Genomic DNA, 21,078 nt, shown 5'->3' with positions numbered 1-21,078 from the left:
GTGAGAACAATGATCGCGACCTCGTGGACGATCTTCATACAACCGACCCTAGACGACACCCACGACACCAACGGCCAGACCGCATAGCTACCACTGACATGCCTGAACTTCGGACTCATTCATCTAGTAGGACTTCGTTAGGTTTGGGCAGTTCGTGATCGTCGGTGTTGGTAGCGGTGTCGGGTTGTCGGTAGTGGGCGGTGGCAGGTGTTGCAGGTGCCGGTCCAGCAGTTCAGCAGGTCCTGGATCGCGTCCAGGACCTGGTAGAGCGTCAGGCCGGTGTGAGTGCTTTTGGGCGCAGCCGCTGTTCGGTCAAGAACGCCTGGGCGGCGGTGACCAGGGTGACGTGGTGGTGGAACCCGGCCCAGGACCGGCCCTCGAAGTGGTCCAGTCCCAGACCGTGCTTGAGCTCCCGGTAGTCGTGCTCGATCCGCCAGCGGATCTTCGCCAGGCGGACGAGTTCGGCGACCGGGGTGTCCTCGGGCAGGTCGGACAGCCAGTAGTCGGTCGGCGCGTCGGCACCGTCGGGCCACTCGGCCAGTAGCCAGACCTCCGGCAGCACCCCGTCCCAGGGGATTGCGGCGGCCTCGGCGGCGGCGATGGCCAGGCGGCGCGGGGTGACCCCGGCCGGGCGGACCCGCACCGCCAGGAACCGCGAGCGCATCGGCCCGCGCGAGCCTCGCCGCCAGGTCACCTCGGTGAACTCTGGCCGTCCTGTGCCGATGGCCAGGTCCGTCACCGAGACAGGGTCCCGACGGTAGCGCGGCTGGGGCTTGCGGCCGTTTCCGGACCAGTCAGGCGTCTCGGGAACGGCCGTGGCGGGGTGCACGCCGGTGTCGGCGCGGACCGCCACGACGTAGCGGATGCCCCGGCGGGTCAGGCCGGCCCGGAACTGCGCGTTCTGTCCGTAACCGGCATCCGCGACGACCACCGGCGCGACCAGGCCCCAGCCGGCCGTCTCGTCCAGCAGGTCCAGGGCAAGGCGCCACTTCTCCCGGTGCCCGACCTCCTCGGGGATGCCGCACTTGGCCCGCCGCGGCTGGTCGTCGTCCCATTCCCGGGGCACGAACAGCGCCCAGCCGACCGGCACCGAGGCGGCGTCGGTGACCGCGTGCACGCTGACCGCGACCTGGCAGTTGGCCTGCTTGCCCAACGCCCCGCAGTACTGCGGGGCCACCGCCACCGACATCCGGCCGTCCTTCGGGAACGACACGTCATCGATCACGAAGGCGTCCGGGCCGATCTGCGGCACCAGCCGCTCGGCGATCCGCCGACGCACCGGGACCGGGTCCCAGGTCGACTGGTTCACGAACTGCTGCAGGTTCTGCTCGCTGCCGTCCGGCAGCCGGGAAGCCATCGCCGAGACCGACTTGCGCCGCCCCTCGGTCATCAGCCCACGCAGATACACCTCGCCCTTGACCCGCTGATCCTTCCGGGGAACAGACGCGAACACGTCCGACACGAAACCGGCCAACTCGGCTCGCAGGCCCTCCACCTGCCGCATCTCCACACACTCAACGTGCTACCGGAAACCGTGACCGGCAAGACCTAACGAAGTCCTACTAGCGAGTTCTCGTTGATGGAGGCCGGTCCAGCAGCAAGAACTCCTCAGTAGTGCAGAACGGTGACAGACCACACGGATTTCGGGCGCATCGACACCGACAGCATGCCGGTCCGGCGCGGCAGGGTCATGTCCTCGCGGAAATCACCGCTGTGGTAGGTGAGGGATTTGGGGGTGCGGTGGTCGTAGTCAGTGCAGATGCCCTTGCAGTCGCAGTCCGGCACGAACTCCAGGGAACCGCCCTCCGTGCCCTGGATCGTGACCTTCTTGGCGCCCAGCGTGTGCCGGAACCAGGCCCTGCCCTGTCCGGTCGTCTCGCGCTCCATCGACGGTAACTCGTCGGGCTGGATCACCCGGGCGCGCCAGCCGGGGTCCCCGGTGATGCGCAGATGGGTGACCTCGGGGCCCACCATTTTCCGGTAGACGAACCCCAGGCCGGCGGTATCCGAAAAACGGTGTTCGAGTTTGCGGTCTGTGCGCTCGACGTGGATGACGTTGAGCACCAGGTGGTCCTCACCGAGGGGGACGACCTCGAGCAGCACCGGCTTGCCGGACACCGGCCGGTCCAGCAGGAATTCGGCGTCGCCGCGGCCCTCCCAGACGAACCGGTTCCCGGTGTGGACGTCGGTCGCGGCGTCGACGTAGCCCGAGAGCTCCTCGGCGGTCAGCAGCGGCAGGGGGATCGGCCGGTGTTCGAGCATCGCCGTGAGGCGGATCAGGGCTTTGCGTCCGGCGCCGATGGCGGCGTAGATCTCCTGGTCGCGGTTCGGGCCGGACCGCTCGATCCAGCTTGCCGCCCGGGCGACGGCGTCGACCGCCGCGTAGTGTTCGGCCCGCATGGCCGACGTCACGCCGTCCGCCTCGGGCGAGAACGGCACGTCGTCCAGTTGGCGCCGGTACTCGGCCAGGGCGATGATCGCCTCGTCGCGGATCGGCTCGAGCTCGAAACCCGCGTCGGCCGTCGCGTGCGCCGGCTGGGCTTCCAGGGCGGCGACCCTCGCCGTCAGGGCGGTGACGGTCGCTGTCAGGGCCGTGACGTTCGCCGTCAGGGCGGTGACGTTCGCCGTGAGTTCGTCGAGCCTGGCCTCGTGGGATTCCAGCTGCTCGATGAGTGTGCCGACCGCCGTACCGAGTTTCGACATGACTGATGCCCCCGCGCGCTGATGGCTGTCGGCCGACGATCGCCGAGTGCTGATTCTAGGAGCCTGCTGAAGATCTTGCCTGGCGCGCCGGTTTCGCTTTTGTCTGCCCCGAAAAGTCGATCGGCGTAGACCTCGACAAGAGAGGCGCGTTTTCAAGATTCTCAGAACGCTCCTACCCGACGTGGGCCGTCTCCGCAGTTGAACACCGCGCGTTCTGGCATCCTGGGCGGGTACCCAGATGTCGGGTCATCGAGGGGGCGCGGTTGATCGAGGCCATCGTGCCGTCGGAGGCTGTCGCCGTCGAAGCCTTCGACGATCCGCCGGGTCCGGAGTTGTTCCCCGAGGAGGAGGCGCAGATCCGCGATGCCGTTGACAAGCGGCGTCGGGAGTTCGCCACGGTCCGCCGGTGCGCGCGGGACGCGCTGGCGCGGTTCGGGGTGCCCCCGGTTCCGATCCTGTCGGGGGTGAAGCGCGAGCCGCTGTGGCCTGCCGGGTTCGTCGGCAGCATGACCCATTGCGACGGCTACCGGGCCGCGGTGGTGGCCCGGGCCGGTGATCTCGCCTCGATCGGGATCGACGCCGAGCCGCACTTGCCGTTGCCCGCCGGGGTCCTGAAAGTCGTTGCCTGCGCGGAGGAATCCGCCCGGGTGTCGGAACTGGCCGAGCGGTTTCCCGAGGTGCACTGGGACCGGCTGTTGTTCAGTGCGAAGGAGTCGATCTACAAGGCGTGGTTCCCGTTGGCCCGGTGCTGGCTCGGTTTCCAGGACGCGGTGGTCGGGTTCGATCCGGCCTCGGGGGTCTTCACGGCGCAGCTGTCCAAGGCCGGGCTGGTGCGGGACGGGGCGCCGCTCACTGGCCTGACCGGCCGCTGGATCGTGGAGAACGGGTTGGTGGCTACGTCGGTGCGGCTTCGGGATACCTCCGGGGCGCCTTCGTCCTGAGCCGGCCGAGCCGGACTATGGCGAAGGGCGGCGCGGGTTCGCCGCGCCGCCCTTGTCTCATGCCCCTGTGCTCATCCTCCGATCGGCGTGCCTCAGCCGCCGGCGGGGGCCTCGGAAGCCGGTCCGGCCGCCTTCCGCGGGCTCGCGTCACCGCCGTGGTCGGCCTCGCCGAGCCGGTGCGCCGGCCGCGACGGCCACCAGGACCGGTCGCCGAGGATCAGCAGCCCGGCCGGGACCAGGACCGTGCGCACCAGCAGGGTGTCGAGCAGGACGCCGACCGCGATGGCGGTGCCGACCTGGGCGACCGGGACGTACGGGAGCCGCGACAGGGCCGCGAAGGTGGCGGCCAGCACCACGCCGGCGGCGGTGATCACCCCGCCGGTGACGCTGAGCCCGCGCAGGGTGGCCGTTCGGATGTCGGTGTCCCTGGCCTCCTCGCGGATGCGGCCGATGAGGAAGATGTTGTAGTCCACTCCCAGTGCCACGAGGAATACGAACACGTAGAGCGGGAGCTGGGCCTCGATGCCCGGGTAGCCGAGCGCGTGCCACAACAGGGTGGCCAGGCCGAAGGAGGCCCCGAAGCTCAGCGCCGTGGTGGCCACCAGCAATATCGACGCCACCACTGCCCGGACCAGGATCGAGATGATCAGCAGCACCACGATCAGGACCAGTGGGATGAGGACCTTGGTGTCCGCGCCGGCGGCCTGGCTGGTGTCGTACTGCACCGCCGGCCCACCGCCGACCAGTGCGCCCGGCGCCGCGGTGGCCAACCGGCTGCGCAGGTCCTTGATGGCCGTGTATCCGCTGGATTCGTACGGCGGGACGTTCAGGGTCACCGAGGCCGTCGAGTAGCCGCCGACCGGGTCCGAGGCCTGGACCGACTGGACGTTCGGCGAGCTCTGCGCCGCCTTGAGCGCGTCGGCGGCCTGGGCCGGCGGGACGAGCACCGTCAGCGGGGCGATCTCGCCGGGCGGATAGTGCGCGTTGACCATCTTCTCGCCGACGACGCTGCCGGCCTGGCCCTTGATCAGGGCGATCGGGTTGTTGTCGGTGTGCAGCGCGGCGAGCCCGAAACAGGCCGCACCGAGCAGTAGCACCGAGGTCGCGGCCACCAGGGCCGGGCGCTTGGACACCCGGGTGCCCACGGCGTTCCACATCCGGGACCCGTCCGCACCCGGCTTGCCGGGCCGCGGGATCAGCGGCCAGAATCCGACTCGGCCGACCACCAGGAGCAGCGCCGGCAGCAGGGTCAGCTGGGCCAACAGCACCGCGCCGATCGCCACCGCGGCGACCGGGCCCAGCCCGTGCAGGGCCGAGGACCGCGCGGCCAGCAGGCACAGCATGGCGCAGATCACCGTCGCCGCCGAGGCCGCCAGCGCCGGCAGGGTGCGGCGCAGCGCGATCGCCATGGCCTCGGCCGGTGTCGCCTGGACCCTGAGTTCCTCGCGATATCGGTGGACCAGGAGCAGCGCGTAGTCCGTGGACGCGCCCATCACCAGCACGGTGAGGATCGCCGTGGACAGCGAGGTGACGGTCACCCCGGCGTTGGTCAGGCCGTGCGTCACCGCCTTGGCCAGCACCAGCGCGGCCAGCGTGCCCAGCAGCGGGAAGAGCCACAGCAGGGGACTGCGATAGACCAGCAGCAGGATGACGACCACGATCACCAGCGCGGTCAGCAGCAGCGCGTTCTGGTTGCCCAGCCCGTTGTCCGCGGTGATCGCCGCCGCCCCGGTCACCGCCACCTGCAGGCCGTCCCCGGCCTGGGTGACCGGCCCGGCCACCGCGGCGCGGACTGCCTTGACCGCGGCGGTGTCGGCACTGCTCAGGTCCGCCTGGGTAGCCAGGACGTGCGCGGTGAACTGCATCGCCTTGCCGTCCGCGTTCTGTGGCGCGCCCGGGGCGGTCAACCGCAGCGACGGGCCGACCAGGGCGCTCACCGCGTGTTGCGCGGCGTTGACGGCGGTCCTGTCGTTCGCGCTCAGACCACTGTTGTCGACGAAGACCACGACGACGTCGTCCGAGCGGTTCGGCGAGGCGTCGTTCTGGATCTCGGCGACCTTGGTGGACGCGGCGCTGGCCGGGAGATTGGCCTGCGCGCTGTCGTCGGCCGTCACGCCGGACAACGGGGCCAGCACCACGAGGGCGACCAGCCACATCAGCAGGACCGGCCAGCGGGCCCAGCGGAGCGTGCGCGCCAGGCGATCCGGCGTCGGCGGTGGCTGCTCGGCGACGGTGGCGGTCGCGGGCGAGGTCCGCAAGACAGGCTCCTTTGCAGATACATCAAGGGTGATCCGGGATTCGAGCCGACAGCGCTCCCGGGGCGCGCGATGTCAGAGCGCGTGCGCCGGGCCCGACCCACGCATCGCGGCGACCTCACGGTCGCAGCCATATTCGCCTTCCTTGTGGCGGGATGTCCATCTGTTCAGCACCCGCGGCGTGAACACCGGCGCGGGTCGGCGCGCCCGGCTGTGTCCAACTGCTACCTCCCAGCACTTGAACACCGGCCGGACCGACCCTCCGACTGGCCGCCGGGGCCCGCTGAGCGGGCAGAACCGCTCGCCGGACCGCGCATATCAGCATCCTGCGAAGATGGGCGGGAGCGGGGTGAAGAATTTGTACGGCTGAACACTTATTCGGATCAGTTGAACGAGCCCGTGCACGGCCGGCGCCGGTGGCGCTAGCCTCCTCACGGCGGATTACCCGACTGCCCCGATGAATGCTTGCCCTCCATTGCATCTTTTAAGCACCAAAGCGTCGGCGGCGACATCGGCCCGAATCGAATTGCGACCTTGAGGGGTGCTTGGCCGTGGGATTCAAATTCTCGCTCATCCTGAGCCGGAAGATCAGCAAGTCGGAAATCAATACCCTGCGTGAGGCCGGCTGCGGGCAGGCGGAGTTCAGCACGGACACGCTGCCGACCGACGCCTCGGTCACGGTGGCCCGGCTGGACTTCGACGACACCGAGTCGCCGTCGCTGGAGGAGGCCATCGAGTCCGGCCTGGCCGCCGTCAAGGCCGTCCCGGACCTGGGCATCCCGGGTCTGAACGTCCCGGCCCAGCCGGCTCATCTGCCCGCCGCGGAGCACGAGGCCGCCGGCGATCTGGTGGACGCGCTCGCCGAGGAGTAGCACGGGAGTCCGCCGACCGGGGGGCTCGGCGGGTTCCAGCGTGGCGCCGTACTACCAGACCACTGATACCACACGGCTTCTGTCAACCCCGGGGGGCGGCGTCCACTCATGGCCAGTGAAGAAAAGCTCCGCGACTATCTCAAGCTGGTCACCGCGAATCTGCGGCAGACGCGGCAGCGTCTGGCCGAATACGAGGAACGCCACCAAGAACCCATAGCCATCGTGGGAATGGGCTGCCGTTATCCCGGTGGTGTTCGCGGCCCGGAGAATCTTTGGAGTCTCGTCGAACAAGAGACGGACGCCATATCCGGATTCCCACTCGACCGCGGTTGGGATGTGGAAGGGCTCTACCACCCCGACCCCGACCACCCGGGTACGACGTACACCCGCTCCGGCGGATTCCTCGACGACGTGGCGGATTTCGATCCCGCGTTCTTCGGGATCAGCCCGCGTGAGGCGCTGGCGATGGACCCGCAGCAGCGGTTGCTGCTGGAGGTGTCCTGGGAAGCGCTTGAACGCGCCGGTATAGAGCCGACCTCACTGCGCGGCACCCGCGCCGGCATCTTCGCCGGCGCGTTCGCCTCCGGCTACGGCGCCACTCTGGCGCAAGAGGACGAGAGCACCGAGGGCCACCTGGTGACCGGGACCGCGACCAGTGTCCTGTCCGGCCGGGTGGCCTTCACCTTGGGCTTCGAAGGGCCCGCGGTGACCGTGGACACGGCGTGCTCCTCGGCGCTGGTCTCCCTGCACCTGGCCTGCCAGGCGCTCCGCAACGGCGACTGCACCATGGCCCTGGCCGGCGGTGTGACCGTGATGGTGACCCCGGCGGTGTTCGTCGGGTTCTCGCGGCAGCGCGGGATGTCGGAGGACGGCCGCTGCAAGTCGTTCGGCGCGGATGCCGATGGTTCGGGCTGGGCTGAGGGCGCGGGTGTCGTCGTCCTCGAACGGCTCTCGGACGCCCGGCGCAACGGTCATCAGATTCTGGCGCTGGTGCGGGCCAGCGCGACCAACCAGGACGGCGCGTCGAACGGCCTGACCGCCCCGAACGGTCCCTCGCAGCAGCGGGTCATCCGTGCCGCCCTGGCCAAGGCCGGACTGCGCACGCAGGACGTGGACGTCGTGGAGGCGCACGGTTCGGGCACCACACTCGGCGACCCGATCGAGGCGCAGGCGCTGCTGGCCACCTACGGCCAGGACCGGCCGCAGGACCGGCCGCTGTGGCTGGGCTCGATCAAGTCGAACATCGGTCACGCCCAGGCCGCCTCGGGCGCCGCGGCCGTCATCAAGATGGTGATGGCGCTCCAGAACGGGCTCCTGCCGCGGACGCTGCACGCCGACGTGCCCTCGCCGCACGCCGACTGGACCGAGGGGAACGTCAGGCTGCTGAGCCAGGCCCGGCCCTGGCCGGCCGGCGAACGTCCGCGGCGGGCCGGGGTGTCCGGCTTCGGGATCTCCGGGACCAACGCACACGTGATCTTGGAGGAGGCGCCGGCGGAGAACCAGACGCCGGCCCAGGACGCTCCGGAGGAAGAGAACGCGCAGACCGGCGTGCCGCCTGAGGGGGTCGGCGCGGCGGACGAGACCGCGCGGGCCGCGACCGGCTCGGCCGATTCCCCGGCCCTCGCCGCGACGTCGCGGGTCCCGGCGGTGGTCGCGGATTCCGCGGTGCTGCCGTGGGTGGTGTCGGGGCGTTCCGAGGCCGCGCTGCGCGCGCAGGCCGGCCGGTTGCGGGAGTTCGTGCTGGGCCGGCCGGAGCTGGATCCGCGGGATGTGGGTCACTCGCTCGCGGTGACGCGGTCGGTGTTCGAGCACCGGGCCGTGGTGCTCGGGTCCTACGCCGAGTCGCTGGCCGCGGTGGCGACCGGTCAGGCTGCTGACACGGTGATCGCCGGGGCGATGCCGACTGCCGGGACCGGCCGGACGGTGTTCGTGTTCCCGGGGCAGGGTGCGCAGTTCGCCGGTATGGGCCGCGAACTTCTGCAGTCCTCCCCGGTCTTCGCGGCGCGGATGGCGGAGTGCGCAGAAGCGTTGGCTCCGTTGGTGTCTTGGCCGCTGCTGGATGTGGTGGCCGGAACCGATGGCGCGCCTTCGCTGGATGCGGCTGAGGTTTTCCAGCCGGTGCTGTGGGCGGTTCTGGTGTCCCTGGCTGCCGTCTGGCAGGCCGCCGGCGTCGTCCCGGACGCGGTGGTCGGCCACTCTCAAGGCGAGATCGCGGCTGCCACTGTCGCCGGGGCGCTGTCCTTGGCCGATGCGGCCAGGACCGTGGTGGTCCGCTCGCGCGCGCTGTCCTCCTTGAACGCCGCGGGCGCGATGGTTTCGGTGGTGATGCCCGAGGCTCGCGTCCGGGAACTCATTACGGGTCGCAATGGGCTGGCAGTCGCGGCGGTGAACTCTCCCGCTGCGACCGTCGTGTCCGGTGAGCCGGAGTCGGTGGACGCTTTCGAGGCGGAGCTGGCTAAGCAGCGGGTGCTGCGGTGGCGGCTGCCGGCCGTCGACTACGTGGCGCATTCCGCCGGCACGGACGCGCTTGAAGGCGTGCTGGCCGACGGTCTGGCCGGGATCGAGCCGCGGGCGGCCCGGATCCCGATGGTGTCGACGGTCACCGGCCAGTGGCTTGAAGGTCCCGAGTTGGATGCCGGGTATTGGTTCGCGAACGTGCGCGACACGGTCCGCTTCGCCGATGCCGTCCGGACGTTGGCGGGCAAGGGCCACCGCTCCTTCATCGAGGTCTCGCCGCAGCCGGTGCTGACGATGGCCGTCGCCGAGACCGTCGAGGACGCGGGTGGCGAACTGAACCTCGTCACCGGCACCGTCGAGCGCGAGAACCCCGGTGCCGACCGGCTGATCCGGGCCTTCGCGACCGCGTTCGGCGCGGGGCTCGGCATCGACTGGCCGGCGGTGAGCGGCGAGGGCCAGGCCGTGGAGCTCCCGACCTACGCCTTCCAGCGTCAGCGCTACTGGCCGCGTACGACCACCGAGCACCGTCTGTCCGACAGCGCCGCCACCGACAGCTGGCGCTACAAGGCGTCCTGGGTCCCGATGCCCGACCCCGGTCCCACCGCGGCGACCGGCTCCTGGCTCGTCGTCGCGTCCGCCGAGGCCACCGCCCGGCTCGACGAGTGTGTCAGGGCACTGACGGATGGCTCCGGCCGGGTCCAGGTCCTGCGTGCCGACGACGCCGTCCTCAGCGACCGCGCCGCCTTGGCCGCCGCGCTCGCCGCCTTCGACCTCGAAGACGCCGCCGGCGTCCTGTCCCTGCTGGCCCTGGACGAGCGCCCGCTGCCGGGCTTCGGCCAGACCCCGGCCGGTCTGGCCGGTACCCAGACGCTGATCCAGGCCCTCGGCGACGCCGGTATCACCGCGCCGCTGTGGGTCCTGACCTCCGGCGCGGTCGCCGCGCCCGGGACCGCCGATCTCACCTCCCCGGCCCAGGCCCAGACCTGGGGTCTGGGGCGGGTCGCGGCCCTGGAGCACCCGGACCGCTGGGGCGGCCTGATCGACCTCCCGGCCGGGCTCGACGCCGACACCGCCGGCCGCCTGCGCGGCGTCCTGGCCGGTTACGGCGAGGACCAGCTCGCGCTGCGCGACACCGGCGTCCTGGCCCGCCGCCTGGTCCGCGCCGGGAAGCGCGGCGACGACGGCCGGCGCTGGACTCCGCGCGGCAGCGTCCTGATCACCGGCGGCACCGGAGCCGTCGCCGGGCACGTGGTCGGCTGGCTCGCCGGTCGGGCCGCGCCCCGCGTCGTCCTGACCAGCCGCACCGGCCCGCTCGCCGACGGCGTCGCGGGCCTGGCCGCCGCGACCGCCGACCGCGGGACCGCGGTCGACGTCCTCGCCGGCGACACCGCGAGCCGGGAGCAGCTCTCGGCACTGCTGGACCGGATCGACGCGGACGGCCCGCCGTTGAGCGCCGTGCTGCACGCCGCCGGTGTGTTGCAGGAGACCGCACTGGCCGACACCACCGCCGAGGAACTGTCCGACGTCCTGGACGTCAAGGCCAACGGCGCCGCCCTGCTCGACGCGCTGACCGCGGACCGCGACCTGGAAGCGTTCGTCCTCTTCTCCTCGATCGCCGCCACCTGGGGCAGCGGTCTGCAGCCCGGGTATTCGGCGGCCAACGCCTACCTGGACGCGCTCGCCGAGAACCGGCGCTCGCGCGGCCTGCCCGCCACGTCCGTGGCGTGGGGGCTGTGGGCCGGGCCCGGCCTGGGCGGCGTGTCCGGTGCAGATCACGTGCGGCGGCGCGGTGTGCGGCCGATGGATCCGGCCGCGCTGGTCCGGATCCTCGGCGAGGTCATCGACACCGATGAGGACCCGGTCACCGTCGCGGACATCGACTGGGCCACCTTCGCGCCGATCTTCACGCTGCGCCGGCCGAGCCCGCTGATCGCCGATCTGCCGGAGGTCGCCGAGTCGGCCGAGAGCGCGGAGGCGGCCGTCGCCACCGCACCCGGTGCCGGAAGCGTTTTGGCCCGGCAGCTCGCCGGGGTGACCGGCGCCGAGCGCGACCGGATCGTCGCCGACCTGGTCCGGACCGAGGCCGCCGGGGTGCTGCGGTTGGCCGGCGCCGCCGACGTGGACGCCGTCCGCGCGTTCAGCGAGCTGGGTTTCGACTCGCTGATGGCCCTGGAGCTGCGCAACCGGATCGGCGCCGTGACCGGTCTGCGGCTGCCCGCCACCTTGCTGTTCGACCACCCGACGTCGACGGCGGTCGCGGAGTTCCTGCTGACCCGGCTGGTCGCCGAGACTCCCGCCCCGGCACCGACGCCGGCTGCGCAGCCGACGGCGGTCGCCGCCGCCGACGACCCGATCGTGATCGTCGGTATGGGCTGTCGCCTGCCCGGCGGCGTGTCCAGCCCGGAGGATCTCTGGGATCTGGTGGCCGCCGGAGTCGACGCCACCTCCGGCTTCCCCACCGACCGGGGCTGGGACGCGGCCGGCGTCTACGACCCGGATCCCGACCGCGCCGGAACCCACTACACCCGCGGCGGCGGCTTCCTGCGCGGCGTCGCCGACTTCGACCCCGACTTCTTCGGGATCAGCCCGCGCGAGGCGCTGGCGATGGATCCGCAGCAGCGGCTGTTGCTGGAGGCCGGCTGGGAGACCCTCGAACGGGCCGGCGTCGATCCGGCCACGCTGCGCGGCAGCCGCACCGGGGTCTTCGTCGGAGCCACCGCGACCGACTACGGCCAGGGCCTGCCGGAGGAGCTGGAGGGCCACCGCGGCACCGGAACCGCCGCCGCCGTGCTGTCCGGCCGCCTGTCCTACCTGCTCGGGCTCGAGGGTCCGGCGATGACCGTGGACACCGCGTGCTCCTCCTCGCTGGTCGCCCTGCACCTGGCCTGCCAGTCGCTGCGCGACGGGGAGTGCGATCTGGCCCTGGCCGGCGGGGTCACGGTGATGCCGTCGCTGGACTGGTTCGTCTGGTTCTCCCGGCAGCGGGGCCTGGCCCCGGACGGCCGCAGCAAGGCGTTCTCCGACGCCGCCGACGGCATGGGCATGGCCGAGGGCGTCGGCGTCCTGCTGGTCGAGCGGCTGTCGGACGCGCGCCGCAACGGCCACCCGGTCCTGGCGGTGGTGCGCGGCAGCGCGATCAACCAGGACGGTGCCTCCAACGGTCTGACCGCGCCGAACGGCCCCTCTCAGCAGCGGGTGATCCGTGCCGCGCTGACCCGGGCCGGGCTCGCCCCCGCCGAGGTGGACACCGTGGAGGCGCACGGCACCGGCACCCCGTTGGGCGACCCGATCGAAGCCCAGGCGCTGATGGCGGTCTACGGCCAGGACCGGCCCGAGGACCGGCCGCTGTGGCTGGGTTCGGTGAAGTCGAACATCGGCCACGCGCAGTGGGCCGCCGGCGCGGCCGGTGTGATCAAGATGGTGATGGCGTTGCGCCGGCAGGAGATGCCGCCGACGCTGCACGCCGAGACGCCGTCGTCGCACGTGGACTGGACGGCCGGGAACGTCAGGCTGCTGAACCGGCCGGTGGCCTGGCCGACCGGACCGGAGCGGGTCCGGCGGGCCGGGGTCTCCTCGTTCGGGCTCAGCGGCACGAACGCGCACGTGATCCTTGAGGAGGCGCCGGAGGATCCGACGCCTGTGCCGGCCGACGACGCGCCGGGTGCCGGGGCGGAAGCCGTCCCGGCCGTGGTGTCCGGGGCACTCCCGTGGATCCTGTCGGCGCGGTCGGCGAACGCCCTGCGGGCCCAGGCCGCGCGGCTGCGCGAGCGCCTGCGGCAGAACCCTGACGCCGATGACGCCGACGTGGCGTGGTCGCTGGCCACCACCCGCTCGGCGTTCGAGCACCGCGCCGTGGTCTTCGACCGGGACGGGCTGGCCGAGGTCGCCGCCGGCCGCGACGGCGCGCAGGTGCCCAGCGGCGTGGCGCGCGGCGCCGCCCGGGTCGGCTTCGTGTTCGCGGGCCAGGGTGCGCAACGGGCCGGGATGGCAGCCGGACTGTACGCGGCCTCGCCGGTGTTCGCCGCCGTCTTCGACGAGGCGTGCGCACTGTTGGCGGGCCACCTCGATCTGCCGGTGCGCGAGGTCGCGCTGGGCACCGCCGAGGACGCCGAGCAGCTGGCGGATCAGACTGTTTACGCCCAGGCCGCGCTGTTCGCGGTCGAGGTCGGGCTGGTAGAGGTGCTGGCGGCGGCCGGGCTGCGCCCGGCGGCGGTCGCCGGTCACTCGGTCGGTGAGGCCGCCGCGGCGTACGCGGCCGGGGTGTTGTCGCTGGCCGACGCCTGTGCGCTGGTCGCCGCGCGTGGCCGCCTGATGCAGGCGTTGCCGGTCGGCGGCGCGATGGCCTCGATCGCCGCCGCCGAGACCGAGGTGCGGGCCGCGGTGGACGGTATCGAAGGGGTCTGTGTCGCGGCGGTGAACGGCCCGGCGGCCACGGTGGTCTCCGGGGACCGGGAAGCCGTCGCCGCGCTCGTCGCGGAGTTCGCCGAGCGCGGGGTGCGGACCCGGTCGCTGCGGGTCAGCCACGCCTTCCACTCCCAGCGGATGGATCCGATGCTGGCCGAGTTGGCGGAGCTCGCCGACACGCTGTCCTTCTCCTCGTCGTCCATTCCGTGGGTGAGCACCGCGACCGGCGCTGTCATCGAGTCCTGCGACGGTGCGTACTGGGCCGACCAGGCTCGCGGCGCGGTGCGGTACGCCGACGCGGTGACCACGATGGCCGGTCTGGACATCGATCTGTACGTCGAGATCGGCCCGGACAACACCCTGTCGGTGCTGGGCTCCGACACCCTCGACGGCGCCGGGTTCATCCCGTTGCTGCGCCCCGGCTACGACAGCGCGCTCACCGTCCTGACCGGACTGGGCCGCGCCTGGGTGAGCGGGGCGTCGGTCGACTGGTCGGCGGCGCTCGGCTCCGGTGAGCGGGTCGATCTGCCGACGTATCCGTTCCAGAACCGGCGCTACTGGCCCGAGCCCGACGCCGCGGCAGGCGCCGGTGCCGGTGCCGGACACGAAGACGCCGACGACGCGTTCTGGGCCGCGGTCCACGCCGGTGACGGCGACGCGTTGGCGGACACGCTCGACGTGGATCTGCGCCGGCCGTTCGGCGAGGTCCTTCCGGAACTGGCCGCGTGGCGGCGTCGCAAGCAGGGCCGCGCGGTGACGGACGGCTGGCGGTATCAGGTGTCGTGGTCGCCGGTCGCGGAGCCGGACACCATGCTGGCCACCGGAACGTGGATCGTCGTGGTGCCGACAAGCGCCGACGAGGCCGGGACCGTGGCCGAGACGGTGTCGGCGGCGATGTCCGACCGGGGCGCGCGGGTCGTCGCGGTCGCCGCGGACGGCGATCGCCAGGCGCTGGCCGACCGGCTGAGTCAGGCTGTCGGCGCGCTCGATGCCGGTGTCGCCGGTGTGGTGTCGTTGCTGGCGCTGGACGAGACGCCGCTGGCCGACCACTCCGCGGTGCCCTCCGGCCTGTTCGGCACCCTGAGCCTGGTCCAGGCGCTCGGCGACGCGGGTGTCGAGGCCCCGCTCTGGCTGCTGACGCGGGGTGCGGTCAGCGCCGATCCCGCCGAAGTGTTGGCCAGCCCGTTGCAGGCCCAGGTCTGGGGCCTGGGCCGGGTCGCGGCCGTGGAACACCCCGACCGCTGGGGCGGCCTGGTCGATCTGCCGGCCGTGCTCGACGAGCGGGCCGTGGCCCGGTTGTGCGGGGTATTGGCCGGCGGTGAGGAGAACGAGGTCGCCGTCCGGGCTGCCGGAGTCCTGGCCCGCCGGTTGATCCGGGTCGGCGCCGCCGGGGCCGCCGGGGGCACATCGTGGTCGCCGCGCGGCACCGTCCTGATCACCGGCGGCACCGGCGCCCTGGCCGGGCACGTCGCCGACTGGCTGGCCACCGAGGGCGCTCAGCACCTGATGCTGACCAGCCGCTCGGGCCCGCAGGCCGCCGGGGTGGCCGCCCTGGTCGCCGGACTCGCCTCACAGGGCACTGACATCGAGGTCACCGCCGCCGACATCGCCGACCGGGACCAGGCCGCCGCACTCGTGGCGCGCGGCGGCGCGCTGTCCGCCGTGGTGCACACCGCCGGTGTCCTGGACGACGGTCTGCTGGACGGTCTGGACGCCGAGCGGCTGGCCTCGGTGCTGGCCGCGAAGGCAGCCGGCGCCACGCACTTGCACGAGCTGACCGCCGATCACGACCTGGACGCGTTCGTGCTCTTCTCCTCCGCGGCGGCCACGTTCGGCGGCGCAGGACAGGGCAACTACGCGGCGGCGAACGCCTACCTGGACGCCTTGGCCGAACAGCGAGCATCTCAGGGCCTTGCCGCGCTGTCCGTGGCCTGGGGCCCGTGGGCGGACGCCGGGATGGCCCAGGCCAGCGCGGCGGTCCGCCGGCGCCTGAGCACCGGCCCGCTGCCGGAGCTGGATCCGGCGCTGGCGGTCGCGGCCCTCGGGCGCGCGCTGACCGCCGGGGACCGTACCCTGGCCGTGGTGGACGTGGACTGGCCCCGGTTCGCCCCGTACGCCGGACCGTTGGTCCGCGACCTGCCGGAGGCCGCCGACGCGCTGCGTGCCGTGCGGGCGTCCGGGACCGCTTCGGCCGTGCCCTCGGCCGGTGAGCTGGCCCGGTCGCTGGCCGGGAAGTCGCGGACCGAGCAGGAACGGGTGCTCACCGACCTGGTCCGGGCCGAGGCGGCTTCGGTGCTGGGCCACTCCTCCGCGGACGGCGTGGGTGCCGATCGGGCGTTCGGCGAGCTCGGGATCGACTCGCTGACGGCGCTCCAGATGCGGCAGCGTCTCAGGACTCTGACGGGCCGGAAGCTGTCGTCGACAATGGTCTTCGACTACCCGACCCCGATCGCGCTGGCCGCGTATCTGCGCACCGAACTGTTCGGCGACGATCCCGCGGCGGGCGCCGCGGCCGGAGCGGACCTTCCGGCGGCGGCCACCGACGAACCGCTCGCGATCGTCGCGATGGGCTGCCGCTTCCCCGGCGGCGTCCGGACCCCGGAAGACCTGTGGGACCTGCTGGCCACCGGCACCGACGCCATCGCCGGTCTGCCCCTGGACCGAGGCTGGGATCTGGCCAAGCTCGACGGGCCCGATCAGCCGGAGGCCGGCTACATCCGCGAAGGCGGATTCGTCTACGACATGGCGGGCTTCGATCCGGCGTTCTTCGGGATCAGCCCGCGCGAGGCGCTGGCGATGGACCCGCAGCAGCGGCTCTTGCTGGAAGTCGCCTGGGAATCGCTGGAGCGGGCCGGAATCGCGCCGCGATCGCTGCGCGGCAGCCGGACCGGTGTCTTCGTCGGCGGCTATTTCTCCGGCTACGGCGTGGGACTCCAGGACGCTTTGAACCGGGGCGTCCCGGGGCTGGCGGACAAGGGCTTGCAGGGCAACATGGTGAGCGGCAACGCCACCAGCGTCCTGTCCGGCCGGGTGGCCTTCACCTTCGGGTTCGAAGGGCCGGCGGTGACCGTGGACACCGCGTGCTCCTCGTCGCTGGTGGCCCTGCACCTGGCCGGCCAGGCCCTGCGCTCCGGCGAGTGCTCGATGGCACTGGTCGGCGGGGTGACCGTGTTCGCCAGCCCGACCTGGTTCGGCTTCACCCGCGAACGGCAGGCCGGTGAGGCGCCGGACGGCCGCAGCAAGTCCTTCGGCGCGGCGGCCGACGGCATGGGCATGGCCGAGGGTGCCGGGCTGTTGGTGGTGGAACGTCTTTCGGATGCGCGCCGCAACGGCCACCAGGTGTTGGCTGTGGTGCGGGGCAGTGCGACGAACCAGGACGGTGCGTCGAATGGTCTGACGGCGCCGAACGGTCCCTCGCAGCAGCGGGTGATCCGGGCTGCGCTGCGTAACGCGGGTCTGGGCACCGGCGATGTGGACGTGGTCGAGGCGCACGGCTCGGGCACCTCACTCGGTGACCCGATCGAGGCGCAGGCGGTGCTGGCGACGTACGGCCAGGACCGGCCGGATGACCGGCCGCTGTGGCTGGGCTCGGTGAAGTCGAACATCGGGCACGCCCAGGCCGCGGCCGGTGCCGCCGGTCTGATCAAGATGGTGATGGCGCTGCGGAACGGCGTGCTGCCGAAGACGCTGCACGCCGACGAACCGACGCCGCACGTCGACTGGACCAGCGGGACCGTCCGGCTGCTGACCGAGGCCGTGCGCTGGGAGCCGGGGGAGCGTCCGCGGCGGGCCGGGGTGTCAGGGTTCGGAATCGGCGGGACGAACGCGCACGTGATTCTGGAAGAGGCCCCGGCCGGGGCTCGCGAGGACGACGGGTCTGCGGACGCAGACGGTTCGGCGGGCGCCGCGGCTGCCATTGTGGCGGAGCCGGTTCCGGTGGTGCTCGGCGATGGTCTGGTGCCGTGGGTGGTGTCGGGGCGTTCTGACGCGGCGTTGCGGGCGCAGGCCGGCCGGCTGCGGGAGTTCGTGCTGGCGCGGCCGGAGCTGGACCCGCGGGATGTCGCCTTCTCATTGGCGGCGACGCGGTCGGTGTTCGAGCACCGCGCCGTGGTGGTCGGGGCACGCTCGGAGTCGTTGGCCGCGGTGGCCGCTGGTCGGGTTGCTGATGCGGTGGTCTCCGGTGTGATGCCGACTGTCGGGACTGGCCGATCGGTGTTCGTGTTCCCGGGTCAGGGTGCGCAGTTCGCCGGTATGGGCCGTGAGTTGCTGAACACGTCGCCGATCTTCGCGGCGCGGATGGCCGAGTGTGCGGCGGCCTTGACCCCGCTGGTGCCGTGGTCCCTTCTGGATGTGGTGGCCGGGGCTGAGGGTGCGCCTTCGCTTGATGCGGCCGAGGTGTTCCAGCCGGTGCTGTGGGCAGTTCTCGTGTCCTTGGCCGCGGTCTGGGAAGCCGCCGGTGTCATACCGGATGCGGTGGTCGGTCACTCGCAGGGTGAGATCGCCGCTGCGACAGTCGCTGGGGCGCTGTCGTTGGAGGACGCGGCGCGGGTCGTTGTCATCCGCTCGCGGGCCTTGTCCTCGTTGAAGGCCACAGGCGCAATGCTGTCCGTGGTGATGCCCGAGGCTCGTGTCAGGGAGCTGATTGCCGGTCGCGAGGGGCTGGCCATCGCGGCGGTGAATTCGCCTGCTGCGACTGTCGTTTCCGGTGATCCGGCATCGGTGGACGCGTTCGAGGCCGAGTTGGCCAAGCAGCGGGTGCTGCGCTGGCGGCTGCCGGTGGTGGATTACGTGGCCCATTCGGCTGGAGCCGACGCGCTTGAGAGTGTGCTGGCTGAAGGTCTGTCTGGGATTGAGCCGAGGGCGGCTCGGATCCCGATGCTGTCGACCGTGACCGGTCAGTGGCTTGAGGGCTCTGAGCTGGATGGCGGCTACTGGTTCGCGAACGTGCGGGACACGGTCCGCTTCGCCGACGCGATCAGGGAACTGACCGCGGATGGCTATCGGTCCTTCATCGAGGTCTCCCCGCACCCAGTGCTGACGACGGCGATCAGCGAGACCGCGGAAGAGACCGATCACGAGCTGAGCCTGGTGACCGGGACCGTCGAGCGCGAGAACCCCGGTGCCGAGCGGCTGATCCGGGCCTTCGCCGCCGCGTTCGTCGCCGGAATCGGCATCGACTGGCCGGCGGTGATCGGCGCGGGTCGCACCGTCGACCTCCCGACCTACGCCTTCCAACGCCAGCGCTACTGGCCCGACGAGCCCGCGGTTACGGCGCCGTCCGGTGCGGCCGATCCGGCTGACGAGCGGTTCTGGACGGCGGTCGAGAACGCCGATCTGGAGACCGTCGCCGACACGCTGGCCGTCGACGACCTCGATCGGCTCGGCGACCTCGTCCCGGCGTTGGCCGCGTGGCGGCGCCGGGCTCGGGACCGCTCGGTCACCGACGGCTGGCGCTACCGGCTCACCTGGGCCCCGGTGCCCGAGCCGGAGGCGTCGGTGCTGTCCGGGACCTGGCTGCTGGTCGCCCCGGCGCGGGCCGGGGCGGAGTCGGCCGAAGCGGCGGTGGCCGCCCTGACCGGCCGCGGCGCGCGAGTACGAACCCTGACGGTCGGCCCGCAGGACGTCAGCCGCGGCACCCTCGCCGCGCGGATCGAGGCCGTGCTGGCCGATCGCGACGAACCGCCGGCCGGCGTGCTCAGCCTGCTGGCCGGGGACGAGTCCCCGCTGACCGGATCGACCGGGGTCGGCTTCGGCATCGCCGCCTCGCAGGCGCTGGTGCAAGCGCTGGGCGACAGCGGCGTAGAGGCCCCGCTGTGGTTCCTCACTTCCGGTGCGATCAGCACCGGCCCGGGCGAGCAGCTCACCAGCCCGTCGCAGGCCCAGGTCTGGGGCTTGGGCCGGGTCGTGGCGCTGGAGCACCCGGAGCGCTGGGGCGGCCTGATCGACGTGCCGTCGGCAGTGTCCCTCGATGCCTCTGTGGCCGCCCGCCTGTGCGGGGTCCTGGCCGGCGGCTGCGCCGACGAGGACCAGCTCGCGATCCGCGCCGCCGGGATCCTCGCCCGCCGCCTGACCCGCGCCGTGCCCCGCCCGGCCGTCGCAGAGCCCTGGTCCCCGAGCGGAACGGTGCTGCTCACCGGCGGCACCGGCGCCGCCGGCGGGCACGTCGCCGACTGGCTCGCCGAGCGCGGCGCGCCCCGGATCGTGCTGGCCGGCCGGACCGGCCCGGCCGCCTCCGGCCTTGCCCGGCTGGCCGCGGGCCTGGCCGCCCGGGGCAGCGCGGTCGAGGTCGTGTCCTGCGATGTCGCCGACCGCGACCGGACCGCCGGGCTGCTGGAACGCATCGCGGCCAGCGGCGCCCCGCTCAGTGCCGTGGTCCACGCCGCCGGGGTCGTCCAGGCCACCGCGCTCGCCGACACCACGACCGAGGAACTGGCGGCCGTATTGGGCGCCAAGGCGGCCGGCGCCGCGATCCTCGACGAGCTGACCGCCGGTCTGGACCTCGAAGCCTTCATCTTGTTCTCGTCGATCGCCGCCACCTGGGGCAGCGGTTGGCAGCCGGCTTACTCGGCGGCCAACACCTACCTGGACGCGCTCGCCGAGAACCGGCGCTCGCGCGGTCTGGCCGCCACCTCGGTGGCCTGGGGCCCGTGGGGCGGCGGCGGCATGACCGACCCGGACAGCGCCGAACGCCTGGCCCGCCGGGGCATCCGGCTGATGGACCCGGCGGCGCTGGTCCGGGTGCTGGACCAGGCCGTGGCTGCCGGCGAGGCGCTGCTCACCGTCGCCGACATGGACTGGGCCGCGTTCGTCTCGGCGTTCACCATGCGCCGGACCAGCCCCCTGATCTTCGGGGTCCCCGAGGCCGCGGCGGCGATGGCCGCCGCAGAGCTGGACGACGCGCCGCGACCGGCCGACGCCGACGCCGGGGCCGAATTGGTCCGGCGGCTGACCGGACGGCCGCGCACCGAACAGGACCGGATCGTGATCGACCTGGTGCGGGCGGAGGCGGCGCCGATCCTCGGGCATACCTCGGGCACCGCGGTGGAGCCCGGCCGGGCGTTCAGCGATCTGGGCTTCGACTCGCTGGCCGCGGTGGCGCTGCGCAACCGGCTGAACGCGGTCACCGGCCTGCGGCTGCCGGCCACGGCGCTGTTCGAGCACCCCACCCCGGCGGCGCTCGGAATCCACGTCCGGGAGCAACTGGTCCAGGACGCCGAGTCCGGGGCCTCCGTGCTCTCGGAGCTCGACCGGCTGGAGGCCCTGCTGTCCGGCCTGGACCCGCAGGGCGAGGACGGCTCCCGGATCGCGGCCCGGCTGGAAGCGGTCGCGGCCCGGTGGAAGCAGGCGGCCGACTCGGCCCCGTCGGTCGCCGACCGGCTCGAGGACTCGACCGACGACGAAGTCTTCGACTTCATCGGCAAAGAGCTAGGCATCTCGTGACGACCC

Annotated in this window: 6 protein-coding genes; 3 read left to right on the top strand and 3 right to left on the bottom strand. The window is 72.6% G+C overall.

Annotated elements, in window-relative coordinates:
* Window positions 1-271 precede the first annotated feature (271 nt).
* Complete coding sequence (locus KGQ19_RS00195; RefSeq protein ID WP_212006949.1) at window positions 272-1,504, bottom strand: IS701 family transposase; 1,233 nt, start codon at window positions 1,502-1,504, stop codon at window positions 272-274.
* A 104-nt stretch (window positions 1,505-1,608) separates the two neighbouring features.
* Window positions 1,609-2,703 carry a hypothetical protein gene (locus KGQ19_RS00190; protein WP_212006948.1) on the bottom strand — a complete coding sequence of 365 codons (1,095 nt, stop codon included), beginning with the start codon at window positions 2,701-2,703 and terminating at the stop codon, window positions 1,609-1,611.
* A gap of 263 nt (window positions 2,704-2,966) precedes the next feature.
* Here KGQ19_RS00190 and KGQ19_RS00185 point away from each other — a divergent pair, with 263 nt between their 5' ends.
* Entirely contained in the window at window positions 2,967-3,644 is a 678-nt protein-coding gene (locus KGQ19_RS00185; RefSeq protein WP_212006947.1) for a 4'-phosphopantetheinyl transferase family protein, read from the top strand.
* A 92-nt stretch (window positions 3,645-3,736) separates the two neighbouring features.
* Here KGQ19_RS00185 and KGQ19_RS00180 read toward each other — a convergent pair whose 3' ends face one another.
* The gene (locus tag KGQ19_RS00180) at window positions 3,737-5,902 is read right to left on the bottom strand and encodes an MMPL family transporter (RefSeq protein ID WP_212006946.1); all 2,166 of its coding nucleotides are present in this window, start codon (window positions 5,900-5,902) and stop codon (window positions 3,737-3,739) included.
* A gap of 548 nt (window positions 5,903-6,450) precedes the next feature.
* Between KGQ19_RS00180 and KGQ19_RS00175 the strand changes: the two genes are divergently transcribed.
* Together KGQ19_RS00175 and KGQ19_RS00170 are read left to right on the top strand one after the other, a co-directional pair.
* The gene (locus tag KGQ19_RS00175; protein WP_212006945.1) at window positions 6,451-6,771 is read left to right on the top strand and encodes a hypothetical protein; all 321 of its coding nucleotides are present in this window, start codon (window positions 6,451-6,453) and stop codon (window positions 6,769-6,771) included.
* Window positions 6,772-6,879: 108 nt separating this feature from the next.
* A complete protein-coding gene (locus tag KGQ19_RS00170) occupies window positions 6,880-21,072 on the top strand; it encodes a type I polyketide synthase (RefSeq protein ID WP_212006944.1) in 14,193 nt (4,730 codons plus the stop codon).
* The last annotated feature ends 6 nt before the right edge of the window (window positions 21,073-21,078 follow it).

This window comes from Catenulispora pinistramenti, from assembly GCF_018274385.1.
GTDB classification, from domain to species: domain Bacteria; phylum Actinomycetota; class Actinomycetes; order Streptomycetales; family Catenulisporaceae; genus Catenulispora; species Catenulispora pinistramenti.
The sequence above is the reverse complement of the archived record's forward strand: the minus strand, read 5'-3'. Positions and strand labels throughout refer to the sequence as shown.

Bases quoted from the DNA above. Each gene is read 5' to 3' on its own strand.
- KGQ19_RS00170 (WP_212006944.1), top strand. From the start codon at position 6,880: ATGGCCAGTGAAGAAAAGCTCCGCGACTATCTCAAGCTGGTCACCGCG.
- KGQ19_RS00195 (WP_212006949.1), bottom strand. From the start codon at position 1,504: ATGCGGCAGGTGGAGGGCCTGCGAGCCGAGTTGGCCGGTTTCGTGTCG.
- KGQ19_RS00190 (WP_212006948.1), bottom strand. From the start codon at position 2,703: ATGTCGAAACTCGGTACGGCGGTCGGCACACTCATCGAGCAGCTGGAA.